General features: G+C 66.5%; 11 protein-coding genes. All 11 read right to left on the minus strand.

Going from position 1 to position 12,774, the window contains the following annotated elements; genetic code table 11:
• Positions 1-21 precede the first annotated feature (21 nt).
• The 11 genes from ACSFBL_RS24865 to ACSFBL_RS24915 all read right to left on the minus strand — a co-directional run bounded on the left by ACSFBL_RS24865 (position 22) and on the right by ACSFBL_RS24915 (position 12,758).
• Complete coding sequence (locus tag ACSFBL_RS24865) at positions 22-1,464, minus strand: UDP-N-acetylmuramoyl-tripeptide--D-alanyl-D-alanine ligase (RefSeq protein WP_435518483.1); 1,443 nt, start codon at positions 1,462-1,464, stop codon at positions 22-24.
• Positions 1,461-2,966 (minus strand): UDP-N-acetylmuramoyl-L-alanyl-D-glutamate--2,6-diaminopimelate ligase, encoded by a 1,506-nt coding sequence (locus ACSFBL_RS24870; RefSeq protein WP_435518484.1) that lies wholly within the window; start codon positions 2,964-2,966, stop codon positions 1,461-1,463. Before ACSFBL_RS24870 ends, ACSFBL_RS24865 begins: the two co-directional genes overlap by 4 nt.
• Entirely contained in the window at positions 2,966-4,720 is a 1,755-nt protein-coding gene (locus ACSFBL_RS24875; protein WP_435518485.1) for a peptidoglycan D,D-transpeptidase FtsI family protein, read from the minus strand. Before ACSFBL_RS24875 ends, ACSFBL_RS24870 begins: the two co-directional genes overlap by 1 nt.
• Positions 4,720-5,064, minus strand: coding sequence for a cell division protein FtsL (ftsL, locus tag ACSFBL_RS24880; protein ID WP_435518486.1), 345 nt, complete (start codon positions 5,062-5,064; stop codon positions 4,720-4,722). Before ftsL ends, ACSFBL_RS24875 begins: the two co-directional genes overlap by 1 nt.
• A gap of 126 nt (positions 5,065-5,190) precedes the next feature.
• Positions 5,191-6,117, minus strand: coding sequence for a 16S rRNA (cytosine(1402)-N(4))-methyltransferase RsmH (rsmH, locus tag ACSFBL_RS24885; RefSeq protein WP_435518487.1), 927 nt, complete (start codon positions 6,115-6,117; stop codon positions 5,191-5,193).
• An 8-nt stretch (positions 6,118-6,125) separates the two neighbouring features.
• Complete coding sequence (mraZ, locus tag ACSFBL_RS24890; protein ID WP_435518517.1) at positions 6,126-6,554, minus strand: division/cell wall cluster transcriptional repressor MraZ; 429 nt, start codon at positions 6,552-6,554, stop codon at positions 6,126-6,128.
• 260 nt (positions 6,555-6,814) lie between these two features.
• Positions 6,815-8,137, minus strand: coding sequence for an ATP-dependent protease ATPase subunit HslU (gene hslU / locus ACSFBL_RS24895; protein ID WP_435518488.1), 1,323 nt, complete (start codon positions 8,135-8,137; stop codon positions 6,815-6,817).
• Between the two features lie 18 nt (positions 8,138-8,155).
• Positions 8,156-8,704, minus strand: a complete 549-nt coding sequence (hslV, locus tag ACSFBL_RS24900; RefSeq protein WP_435518489.1) for an ATP-dependent protease subunit HslV — start codon at positions 8,702-8,704, stop codon at positions 8,156-8,158.
• A gap of 247 nt (positions 8,705-8,951) precedes the next feature.
• Positions 8,952-10,514 (minus strand): STAS domain-containing protein, encoded by a 1,563-nt coding sequence (locus ACSFBL_RS24905; protein ID WP_435518490.1) that lies wholly within the window; start codon positions 10,512-10,514, stop codon positions 8,952-8,954.
• Between the two features lie 37 nt (positions 10,515-10,551).
• Positions 10,552-11,379 carry an RNA polymerase-binding protein DksA gene (gene dksA, locus ACSFBL_RS24910; RefSeq protein ID WP_435518518.1) on the minus strand — a complete coding sequence of 276 codons (828 nt, stop codon included), beginning with the start codon at positions 11,377-11,379 and terminating at the stop codon, positions 10,552-10,554.
• A gap of 332 nt (positions 11,380-11,711) precedes the next feature.
• Complete coding sequence (locus ACSFBL_RS24915; protein WP_435518491.1) at positions 11,712-12,758, minus strand: CobW family GTP-binding protein; 1,047 nt, start codon at positions 12,756-12,758, stop codon at positions 11,712-11,714.
• Positions 12,759-12,774 lie beyond the last annotated feature (16 nt).

The following is a 12,774-nucleotide window of genomic DNA, read 5'->3' on the forward strand; positions in this document are numbered from 1 at the left end:
TAACTGGGTACGGCACATACGTCATTTGCCGCCCCCCTTCTCTTGTTGTTGCGAGGCAGCGGCAATGGCCTGGACCACGCGCTCCATCTGCATGAAGCGCGATCCCTTGACCAGCACGCTGGCGGCGCGCGGCAGCTGCGCCAGCACGGCCGCATGGAGCGCGTCGATGTCGTCGAAGTGCCGGGCGTCGACGCCGGCGGCGCCTGTGAAGGCGGCGATGCTGTGAACGGATTCCTTGCCGAGCGCGAAGACCGTCTCGATGCCGCGCTCGCGCGCCCAGGCGCCGACTTCGGCATGGAACTGCGGGCCCTGGTCGCCGACCTCGCCCATGTCGCCGAGCACGAGCACGCGCGGGCCGGGCAGGCTGGCGAGCACGTCGATCGCGGCGCGCACGGAATCGGGGTTCGCGTTGTAGGTGTCGTCGACCAGCGTGATCGCGCGCTCGCCGGCGAACGTCAGTTCGCTGGCCTTCGAACGGCCCTTCACCGGCTCGAACGCAGCGAGCCCTTCGGCGATCTTGTCGAGCGAGACACCGCTGGCGAGCGAGCAGGCGATCGCCGCCAGCGCGTTGATCACGTTGTGGCGGCCGGCGATGCGCAGCGTGCTGCGCAATTCGCCCAGCGGCGTGCGCGCCTCGAAATGCCACGCGCCGTGCTGCCAGTCGGCGGACACCAGCGCGATGTCCGCATCCGCGTGCTCGCCGAAGGTCAGGCAGCGACGGATCGCGCCTTCGTGCGCGATCTCGTTCCACAGCGGCGTGAACGCGTCGCCGTAGGGGAACACGGCGGTTCCGTCGGCCGACAGCACCGCGAAGACCGATGCGTTCTCGCGGGCGACGGCTTCGACCGTGGCCATGAATTCCTGGTGCTCGCGCTGCGCGTTGTTGACCAGCGCGATCGTGGGCTTGGCGATGGCGGCCAGCCGCGCAATCTCGCCCGGATGGTTCATGCCCAGTTCGACCACCGAGCGCTGATGACGTGCACGCAGGCGCAGCAGCGTCAGCGGCACGCCGATCTCGTTGTTGAAATTGCCGGCGGTCGCCAGTGCACCTTCGCCGCAGGCGGTGCGCAGGATCGCGGCGATCATCTGCGTCACGGTGGTCTTGCCGTTGCTGCCGGTGACGGCGATCAGCGGCAGGTCGAATTGCGATCGCCAACCGGAGGCCAGTGCGCCGAGGGCGGCCAGCGTATCCGGCACTTCGAGTCCCGCGAGGCCCGCGGCTTCAAGTCCGTGATGGGCAATGGCCGCGACTGCGCCGCGAGAACGCGCGTCGGCAAGGAAGTCGTTGGCATCGAAACGCTCGCCCTTCAGCGCGACGAAGAGATCGCTGGCCGCGAGGGTGCGCGTGTCGGTATGCACGCGAAGGATCGGCGTGGCGGCATCGCCGACCAAACGCGATCCGGGGATCCAGGCGTGCGCCTGGCCGAGCGTCATCATGGGCACGGGTGCGAGTGCGTCGATCATGCGTCGCTCCTCCGTGTGAGTGCATCGATGGCGTGCGCGCGGTCGGAGAACGCGATGCGTTCTCCGGCGATCTCCTGCCATGCCTCGTGGCCGCGTCCCGCGATCAGCACGACGTCTTCGGGCCGCGCCTGGGCCAGCGTGTCGGCGATCGCTTTCGATCGGTCGGGCTCGACTTGAGCGGCCTCGGGCCGTGCCAGGCCTAGCAGGATCTGGCTGATGATGGCCGTGGGCTTCTCGCTGCGCGGGTTGTCGCTGGTCACGACCAGGCGATCGGCCTGCGTCTCCGCCACCGCGCCCATCATCGGGCGCTTCGCGTTGTCGCGGTCGCCGCCGCAGCCGAACACGCACCAGAGCGCGCCGCCGCGTTGCTGCGCCAGCGGTCGCAGGCCGGCCAGCGCCTTGTCGAGTGCGTCCGGCGTGTGCGCGTAGTCGACGACCGCCAGGGGATGGCCGGGCACGCTCAGGCGCTCCATGCGGCCCGGAACGCTGTCGAGGCCCGTGCAGGCCTGCACCGCCTGTTCGAGCGAAAGGCCGAGCGCGCGCAGAGTGCCGAGCACGCCCAGCAGGTTCGCGACGTTGTATTGGCCGATCAGTTGCGTCGACAGGTGCTGCGTCGTCGCGCCCTGCTCCACCACGGAGAAATGGAGGCCTTGCGCGTCATAGCCGATGTCCTCGGCACGGAGGCGCGCCGGGCTGCCGTCGGCCGACACCGTCCAGATGTCGAGCGCGCCAACGCCGGTTTCGACCAGATTGCCCACGAGCGACGCGCCGTGCACGTCGTCGATGTTGACGACCGCCGCGCGCAGGCCCGGCCAGCGGAACAACTCGGCCTTGGCTTGCCAGTAGGCATCCATGCTGCCGTGGTAATCGAGGTGGTCCTGGGTGAAGTTCGTGAACACCGCGACGGCGATGTGCGTACCGTCGAGCCGGCGTTCCGCGATGCCGATCGACGATGCCTCGATCGCGCAGGCGCGGAAGCCGCGGTCGGCGAAGCCGCGCAGTTCGCGTTGCAGCAGCACCGGGTCCGGCGTGGTGAGGCCGGTATAGGTGAGCTCGGGCGGAACGCCCACGCCCAGCGTGCCCACGACGGCGCAAGGCGAATCGACCGACTGCGCCGCCTCTGACGACAGCGCCTGCGCGAGCCACCACGCGGTGGAGGTCTTGCCGTTGGTGCCGGTGACGGCCAGCACGTCCAGCTGCGTCGAGGGCGCGTCGTAATAGGCAGCGGCGATCGGCCCGGTCGCGGCCTTCAGGCCGGCGTAGGTGGCGGTCGCCTCGCCTTCGAATCCGAACGCGGCGCTGCCCTCTTCCTCGACCAGGCAGGCCACCGCTCCTTGCGCCAGCGCGGCCGGCACGTAGCGGCGGCCGTCCGTCGCGGCGCCGGGCCAGGCGACGAAGCCATCGCCCGCGCCCACGGCACGGCTGTCGGCATGCAGCACCCCGCGCACGCGCGCCTTGAGCCAGCGCGCGGCTTCGTCGGGGCTGCGAAGCGTCGTCGTCATCAGAAGCTCTCTTCCACACCCTTGGTCACGACCAGGGGTTTGACCGCGAGATCCGGCGGCACGTTCATCATGCGCAGCGTCTGCTGCACGACTTCGCTGAAGACGGGCGCGGCCACGATGCCGCCGAAGTACTGGCCGTTGCTCGGCTCGTCGATCATGACCGCGACGATGATGCGCGGCTTCTCGATCGGCGCCATGCCCGTGAACCACGAGCGGTATTGCTTGCTGGCATAGCCGCGGCCGACCTGCTTGTGGGCCGTGCCGGACTTGCCGCCGACCGAGTAGCCGATGGTCTGCGCGAGAGGGCCGGTGCCGCCCGGACCGGCGGCCATCTGCAGCATCTTGCGCACGGCCAGCGCGTTCTGCGCGGAGAAGACTTTCACGCCGACTGCGGGCTCGTTGCTCTTGAGGATGGTCGCCGCGATGACGTCACCGTCGTGCGCGAAGGCCGTGTACGAGTGCGCCATCTGGAACAGCGACGCGGAAAGGCCGTAGCCGTAGGCCATGGTCGCCTGCTCGACCGGCTTCCACGACTTCCAGGGACGCAGGCGGCCCGTGACCGCGCCCGGAAACTGGATCTGCGGCTTCTGCCCATAGCCCAGCGCCGTGTAGGTGTCCCACATCTCGTGCGGCGTCATCTTCTGCGAGATCTTCAGCGCGCCGATGTTGCTCGACTTCTGGATCACGCCTTCCACAGTCAGCGAACCGTAGTTGTGCGTGTCGCTGATGGTGAAGCCGCCAAGGCTGTAGCGGCCCGGCGACGTGTCGATCACGGTCTGCGGCTTGACCCGGCCGGCTTCGAGCGCAATGCCGACGGTGATCGGCTTCATCGTCGAGCCGGGCTCGAAGACGTCGGTCATCGCGCGGTTGCGCAGCTGCTCGCCCGTGAGGTTCTGGCGCTTGTCGGGCACGTAGCTCGGGTAGTTGGCCAGCGCGAGGATCTCGCCCGTGATGGCGTCGAGCACGACCACGCTGCCGGCCTTGGCCTTGTGCATCGTCACCGCGTCGCGCAGCTTCTGGTAGGCGAAGAACTGCACCTTGCTGTCGACGCTGAGCTGGATGTCCTTGCCGTCGACCGGCGGCACCTGCTCGCCCACGCCCTCGACCACGCGGCCGAGGCGGTCCTTGATCACGCGGCGCGAACCCGCCTTGCCGGCGAGGTCCTTGTTGAAGGCGAGCTCGATGCCTTCCTGGCCGTTGTCCTCGACGTTGGTGAAGCCCACCACGTGCGCGGCGGCCTCGCCCTCGGGGTACTGGCGCTTGTACTCCTTGCGCTGGTAGATGCCCTTGATGTTGAGCGCGGCGATCTGCTTGGCGATGGGCTCGTCGACCTGGCGCTTGATCCAGACGAAGGTCTTGTCCTCGTCCTCCAGCTTCTTGTCGAAGTCCTTCTGGGGCATCTCGAGCAGCTTCGCGACCTGCCGGAGCTTGCCCTTGACCTCGGGATCGTCGCGCTCGATGTCCTCGGGGATCGCCCAGATGCTCGGCGCGACCACGCTCGACGCCAGCAGCAGCCCGTTGCGGTCGAGGATGCGCCCGCGATTGGCCGGCAGTTCCAGCGTGCGGGTGAAACGCACCTCGCCCTGGCGCTGGAAGAAATCGTTGCCGATCACCTGCACGTAGGCCGCGCGGGCAGCCAGCACCCCGAAGCCCAGCGCAATGCCGGCGACGATGAACTTGCTGCGCCAGACCGGGGTCTTGCTGGCGAGCAATGGGCTGGTCGTGTACTGGACGCTGCGGCTGCGACGGGTCATCAGTGAGCCCCCCGGGTCGAACCTGCCGTGCGCGCGCCCGGCGCGGTTGGCGCAGGCGCGGCGACCGCCGGAATCACGGTGCCGTCCTGCCGCACGTACTGCGTGATGGCGGGTGAAGTCGTGCGCATCTTGAGCTGCTCCTTGGCGAGCTTCTCGACGCGCAGAGGCGTGGCCTGTGCGCGCTTCTCCACCTGCAGACGGTCCTGGTCCAGTTCGAGGCGACGGGCCTCCAGCTCGACACGGTGGAACTCGGTATAGAGCTGCCGCGACATGTACTGCGTGTGCACGAGGTAGATCGCCGAGCCGAGCACGGCGATCAGCAGGAGCAGGTTGAGGCGTGCCATTTCAGTACTTCCGCCATGCATCGGTTGCGAGGAATACCGCGGAACCGGCTTCGCCGGGCCGCAGGTATTGCCCCCGGCAGGGGGTTGGCGAAGCGACACGAAGTGCGCGAAGACTGGGGGCGAGTTTCATGCTGCCTCGGCCGTGCGTTCGGCGACGCGAAGGATCGCGCTGCGTGCGCGCGGGTTGCCGTCCACCTCAGCCTGCGATGGCTTGATGCGCGCCAGGGCCCGCAGCTTCATCGCCTTCGGCACGGCAAAAGGCGCGCGGCGGTCGTAGACCTCGCGCGAATGCGTGGCGATGAACTGCTTCACGATGCGATCTTCCAGCGAATGGAAGCTGATCACCGCGAGCCGGCCTTGGGGTTGCAACACGGCAAGACTCGCTTCTAGCGCCTGTTGCAGCTCTTCAAGCTCGGCGTTGATGAAAATCCGAAGAGCCTGAAATGTGCGCGTTGCAGGGTTCTGGCCCGGCTCGCGGGTTTTGACCGTGCCAGCCACGAGCTCGGCCAGCTCGGTGGTGGTTGAAACTGGGCTCCGTTCTTGTCGGCGAGCAACAATCGCCTTTGCAATCTGAACAGCAAACCGTTCCTCGCCATAGTCACGAATCACCTCCGCAATCTGCTGTGTTTCGGCTGTCGCCAGCCACTCGGCCACGCTCTCGCCGCGCGTGGTATCCATGCGCATGTCGAGCGGGCCATCGAAACGAAAAGAAAAACCCCGTGCGGGGTTGTCGATCTGGGGAGAGCTGACACCGAGGTCCATCAACAGACCTGACACACTCGCCGGTGGTAACTCGCCCAGGTCCCTGAACCCCTGGTGACGGATGGAAAAACGCGCATCCTCGATGCGCGCTGCTTCGGCCACCGCTTCCGCGTCCTTGTCGAACGCAATCAGCCGCCCCGACGGGCCCAGCCTTTCGAGGATCGCGCGGCTGTGCCCGCCGCGCCCGAAGGTCGCGTCCACATAGGTGCCGGTGACGTCCGATCCTTCCGGAAAGAGGGCGTCCACCGCTTCGTTCAACAAGACGGTCGTATGGGTCCATGACTGCTCCACGTCGGGCCTCAGAACGAGAAGTCCTGGAATACGTCAGGCATCTGGCCCTGGGTGGCTTCGGCTTCCTTGGCGTCGTAGGTGGCCTTGTCCCAGAGCTCGAAGTGGTTGCCCATGCCGAGCAGCAACGCGTCGCGGCTGATGCCGGCGGCGGTGCGCAGTTCGGGGGATACGAGCACGCGGCCGGTGCCGTCCATCTCGACGTCCATCGCGTTGCCGAGGAAGACGCGCTTCCACCACTGCGCCGACATCGGGAGCGCCGCGATGCGGTCGCGAAACTTTTCCCACTCGGGGCGCGGGAACACCATCAGGCAGCCGTGGGGGTGCTTCGTGATCGTGAGCTGGCCGGACGCGGTCGCGCTCAGGACGTCACGATGCCGGGTCGGCACGGAAAGCCGACCCTTTGCATCCAGACTGAGCGATGAAGCGCCTTGAAACACGACCACGAGACCCCGGTGGTGGGAGGCGTCGCGCACCCGAATCAGGCACCGCTCGACACTTTTTCCCACTTAACTGCACTTTTTTGCACTGTAGCAGGAAACGCCTACCGCGCAACGCTGCGCTGGGGGAATTTTTTGTAATGGAATCAACGACTTAGCGGTGTTTTTGCAACTGGCCAAATACCGAATCCCGTTGCAAATGAAGCACTTAGCTCACGCAATGAATGTGTTGCGTGAACCAATTGAGCCGAACGGAATTTTCAGAGGATGAATCGGGAAAGATCTTCGTCGTGACTTAGTGCCGCCAGGCGCGAATCGACATAGGCCGCATCGATGCGCACGGCCTGCCCGCCCAGCTGGGTCGCACCGAAGCTCACTTCGTCGAGAAGGCGCTCCATGACGGTCGACAGCCGGCGCGCGCCGATGTTCTCGGTGCGCTCGTTGACATCGAAGGCGATGCTCGCGAGACGCGTGATGCCCTCGGGCGTGAATTCGAGCGTGACGCCCTCCGTGGCCAGCAAGGCCTGGTACTGCTTGACCAGCGATGCCTGGGTCTGCGTGAGAATGCTCTCGAAATCCGCCACAGACAGCGATTGCAGTTCGACCCGGATCGGAAACCGACCCTGGAGCTCGGGAATCAGGTCGCTCGGCTTGCTCAGGTGGAATGCGCCGCTCGCGATGAAAAGGATGTGATCCGTGCGGACGACGCCGTACTTCGTGCTCACGGCGGTGCCTTCGACCAGCGGCAGCAAATCCCGCTGCACGCCCTGCCGCGACACGTCGGCGCCCTGCGCCTCGCTGCGCGTGGCGACCTTGTCGATCTCGTCGATGAAGACGATGCCGTTCTGCTCGGCGTTGTGGATCGCCTGGGCGCGGATCTCGTCCTCGTTCACCAGCTTGGCGGCTTCCTCGTCGACCAGGAGGCGCATCGCCTCGCCGATCTTGAGCTTGCGCGTCTTGCGCTTGCCCTGCCCAAGCTGGCCGAACATGCCGCGGAGTTGCTCGGTCATTTCCTCCATGCCGGCCGGACCCATGATTTCGAGCGGCGTGCGGGTATCGGCGAGGTCGATCTCGATTTCCTTGTCGTCGAGTTCATGCTGGCGCAGTTTCTTGCGGAAGGCCTGGCGCGTCGCGTTGCTGCTGTCGGCGGCCGTTCCGTCCGCGGTGCGGGCGGGCGGCAGCAGCACGTCGAGGATGCGTTCCTCGGCGCCGTCCTCGGCCCGCATGCGGACCTTGGCGCTTTCGGTTTCGCGGGTTTGCTTGACGGCGATCTCGGCCAGGTCCCGGACGATCGAATCGACATCCTTGCCGACATAGCCCACCTCGGTGAACTTGGTGGCCTCGACCTTGATGAAAGGTGCGTCCGCGAGGCGCGCCAGCCGGCGCGCGATCTCGGTCTTGCCCACGCCGGTGGGGCCGATCATGAGGATGTTCTTGGGCGTGATCTCGGAACGCAGCTTTTCCTCGACCTGCTGGCGACGCCAGCGGTTGCGCAGCGCAATGGCCACGGCGCGCTTGGCGTCCGGCTGGCCGACGATGTGGCGGTCAAGTTCCGAGACGATTTCCTGGGGAGTCATGGACATGGGGTCACTCGATCCATCTCACAGGGTTTCAACCGTGTGGTGCATGTTGGTGTAGATGCAGAGCTCGCCTGCGATTTCCAGCGCCTTCTTGACGATCTGGTCGGCGGGCATCTCCGTGTGGTCGATCAGCGCCTTGGCGGCGGCCTGCGCGTACGCGCCGCCGGAGCCGATGGCGATGATGCCGTTCTCGGGCTCCAGCACGTCGCCGTTGCCGGTGATGATCAGTGAAGTGGTTGCGTCGGCCACGGCCAGCATGGCTTCGAGGCGACGCAGGACGCGGTCGGTGCGCCAGTCCTTGGTGAGTTCGATGGCGGCGCGCGCCAGATGGCCCTGGTGCTTCTCGAGCTTGGCCTCGAAGCGCTCGAACAGCGTGAACGCATCGGCTGTCGCGCCGGCAAAACCTGCGAGCACCTTGCCGTGATAGAGGCGACGCACCTTGCGCGCACTGCCCTTGATGACGATATTGCCCAGCGTGACCTGCCCGTCACCGCCGATGGCCACTTGATCAGCGCCAGCAGCGGTTTTGCGGCGCACGCTGACGATGGTGGTTCCGTGAAATTGTTCCATAAAGCATTATCTCGCCCCCAGGCTCGCGCACTTCGTGTCGCTCTCCACCCCCTGCCGGGGGCAATACCAGCGGCCCGGCGAAGCCGGTTCCGCGGTATTTCTGGAATGGGGACGCCTAGCCATTGAGCGGCGGCGCGCAGCGCGCCGAGCGCGGGGGCTGCCGCGGAACCGGCTTTGCCGGGCCGCAAGGCAGCGCCCCCGGTAGGGGGTGGAGAGCGACACGAAGTGCGCGAGCCTGGGGGCGAGCCTATTCCAGTGTTTTGACGGTCGCGTGGTCGGCGATGCCGATGACGTTGAAGAAGGCGGCGATCAGGCGGTGGGCGTCGACGAATTGGACGCCGTGGCCGCGGGCGTGGTGGCCGGTGACCCAGTTGAGGAGGGTTCCTGCGGCCGCGAAATCGATGCGGACCAGGGCGGAGCAGGAGATGATCGGCGCGGATGCGTCGGCCAGTTCCTCGTCGAGGCGCTGCCAGGTCGAGACGGATTCGCCCACCAGTTCACCCGCGAGCGCGGCCTGGCCGACACCAGCGACGGGCTCGGGTTCGGGGTCGTCGCCGTGGCTGGACGCGAGCGAGAAACTCGGCACCGCCGGCTTGGTGACCTTGGGCGTATCGAGCACGGCGTAGTCGCCCTTGGGGTCTTCCCATGGCGGGGGGGAGACTTCGTAGGTGATGCAGTAGTTGAGTGCCAGGAGCTCGAACTCGTCGGCTCGGTGCATCACGCGCAACGCGGCCATGTGCAACTGCCACCAGACGGGATCGACGGTGCGGTCATTGGCCGGTGTGGCTTCGGCCAGCACGAGCAACAACTGGTCCGGCGCCGCGAAACGGAGCTGGACGGTCGAATCCGCCCAGTGCGTGAAGAGGGCGCGCAAGGGGCCCGCGGCATCGCCTTCGATGGCCTGGAGGGCGCTCCAGTCGAGTCTCCACGAAGGTCCGGCGGCACCGAGTGCGCGGGTGAGGCCGATCAGGCCCTCGCGGGTCAGTCGTGGGCCGCTGGACCAGTCGGCGTCGCCTGTACCGGGCGCCGCGACGGGCGCGACGTTCGCCGCGGCCGATGTACGGACGGTGTTGGCGAGTGCGCGGAAGGAAATCCACTCGGGCGCGGTCCGCTTCATGCGCTGCGCATAACGGGTGCTGGCGGCGACGAACTTTTCAGCGTCGCCCATGGCGCGGTAAAGGTCGAGCAACGTGCGCCATGTGTCGTCGTTGTCGTTGGTCGGGCTGTCCGGCGCGAGCGCCTGGAGCAGGATGGCCTCGGCGCCGGCGTCGTCGCCGTGGGCGAAGCGGATGGAGGCTTCCTCGACACAGCCGTCATGGGCCGGCAACTGAGCCTGCGCCCCCGGCTGCGGCACGCCTGGCACGGTATCGGCATAGGCGCGCGCATGCTGCGCGGCCATCTGCCCGCCTTCGGCCGGCGCGCCCTCGGCGGTCGACTCGTCGCGGGGGCCTCGGGCCTTCCACCATTGCTGCGACATCTGCTCTTCGATCTCGTCGATCTTCTTGAGCGTGAGCGCTCGCCCTTCGGTCTTGCCGGAGGTGCTGCTGACATTGAAGGAGGACGGCGTTGCGGCGGGATCGCGCCCGCCGGCCGCTTCGCGCTGCCGCAGCTTGCGCAGCATGTCGAACTCGCGGCGCCGGACGAAGTCGTTGCGCTGCCGCCGCTCGATCATCTCCTTGAGCATTTCACGGCTGTAGCCGTTTTCGAGCGTCGAGGATTCGTCGGCGTCGAGCTCGGACCAATCCTTGAGCGGATTGCGCACGAACTTCGCCACCTTCGACAGCAAGCGCCCGGGTTCTTCCTTGGCCATGCTCAGTGTCTCCCTTCGGCCCTTGGCGATGTCGGAATCAATCTCCGAACATCTTCTGCTTGAGCTCGCGCCGCTGCTGGGCCTCCAGCGACAGCGTGGCCGTCGGGCGGGCCAGCAGGCGGCCGACGCCGATGGGTTCGCCGGTTTCGTCGCAGTAGCCGTAATCGCCCGCGTCGATGCGCTGGATCGACTGCTCGATCTTCTTCAGTAGCTTGCGTTCGCGGTCGCGCGTGCGCAGTTCGAGCGCATGCTCTTCCTCGATGGTGGCGCGATCGGCCGGGTCGGGCACGACAACGGTGTCTTCACGCAGGTGCTCGGTGGTCTCGCCGGCGTTCTCGAGGATGCCGCGCTTGAGTTCCTGCAGCTTCAGGCGGAAGAACGCCATCTGCTTGTCGTTCATGTACTCCGAGTCCGGCATCGCGATGACTTCGGCGTCGGTGAGCTCTTCGGCCGATTTGGCCTTCCAGTTGTTGGCGAGCTTCGGGTCTTTCTTGACCGCGACGGGCGGCGGAGGCACCAGGGCGTTCGAGGTGATCTGCACGAAGCTCGATTTGGCCGCGGTGGAAGCCACCGATTGCGGCATGGAGGGCACGGTCAACTGCGACAGCCGCGACACGCGTCCGCCGCGAGCGGGAGCCGGCGTGGTCGTCGTGGCGGTTGCGGGAGGTGTCGCCGTGGCGGAGGAAGAGGCGGCAGCCGTTTTTTTCATGGGAGTCGATGGTGCAGGTGGCTCGGCATGGGGGCCGGCCGGTTTGGATGACAGGACACTCGCAGGCTCCACCTTGGCCTTGCTCGTGGCAGGCGCCTTCGATGGTGCAGCGGGCTGAACGGACTTTGCAGCGGAAACCTTCTTCGCCGCGGGCACAGCCTGCCTGGCAACCGACGTCTTCTTGACGGCCGGTTTCGGCGCGGGCTGGGCTTTTGCGGCAGGTTTCTTCACAGTGACTGGCTCCTTCGACGAACTCGAACGCACATTCAATGGGTGTCTTCCCCATGGAACCCACGGCGCCTTGCGGCCTCGCGGAGTCCATGTTGTCAGGGTGCTCGCCAATGGCGAACCCCGGGGTTATACCCCCGAATTCAGCCCGGAAACGCACTCCGTCCCATGCGGAAGCCACACTTCGTCGTTAAAGCGAAACGGAGCATGCCTCCGCAACAGGCGCGCGATTGTATAGAGAAGTCAAGTCGCCCGGGGAATCAGACGAGACACTGGTCGAGGCCCTGTTCCAGGATCTCGCGCGGCAGGTCGATGCCGATGAATACCATGCGGCTGTTGCGCTTTTCGTCGGGGCCCCAGGCGGGGCCGAGGTCGCTGCCCATGAGCTGGTGGACGCCCTGGAAAATCACCTTGCGCTCGGTGCCCTGCATGTGGAGGACGCCCTTGTAGCGCAGCATGCGCGGACCGTAGATATTGACGATCGCACCGAGGAAATCCTCCAGGCGCGCCGGGTCGAAGGCACGGTCGGAACGGTAGACGAAGCTCTTCACATCGTCGTCATGGTGATGGTGGTGGCCATGCCCCTCGTGCGCGTGCGACGGGTGGTCGCAGTTCTCGCCGTGCACGTGGTCATGGTCGTGCTCGTCTTCCTCCTTGAGGAAGTCCGGGTCGATGTCCAGCTTGGCGTTGAGGTTGAAGCCGCGCAGGTCGAACACGTCCTTCAGAGGCACCTCGCCGAAGTGCACCTTCTGCTGCGGCGCACGCGGATTCATGTGCTTCAGGCGGTGGATCAGCGCCTCGGTTTCGTCGGCGGCGACCAGGTCGCTCTTGCTGATGAAGATCTGGTCGGCAAACCCGACCTGGCGGCGGGCCTCCTGGCGGTCGTTGAGCTGCTGCGGCGCGTGCTTGGCGTCCACCAGCGTCAGGATCGAGTCCAGCAGGTAGCTCTCTGCGATTTCGTCGTCCATGAAGAAGGTCTGGGCCACGGGGCCCGGATCGGCCAGGCCGGTGGTCTCGATCACGACGCGGTCGAAGTCGAGCAGGCCCTTGCGCTTCTTGGCGGCCAGCAGCTGCAGCGCCTCGCGCAGGTCTTCGCGAATCGTGCAACAGATGCAACCGTTACTCATCTGGACGATCTGCTCCTTCGATTCGGTGACGAGGATGTCGGTGTCGATGTTCTCCTCGCCGAATTCGTTTTCGATGACCGCGATCTTCTGGCCATGCGCCTCGCTCAGGATGCGCTTCAGGAGGGTCGTCTTGCCGGAGCCGAGGAAGCCGGTGAGGATGGTGGCGGGAATGAGGGCCATGGAATGCTCCGGAGAT

Source organism: Variovorax glacialis (assembly GCF_051216375.1).
Classification (GTDB): domain Bacteria; phylum Pseudomonadota; class Gammaproteobacteria; order Burkholderiales; family Burkholderiaceae_C; genus Variovorax.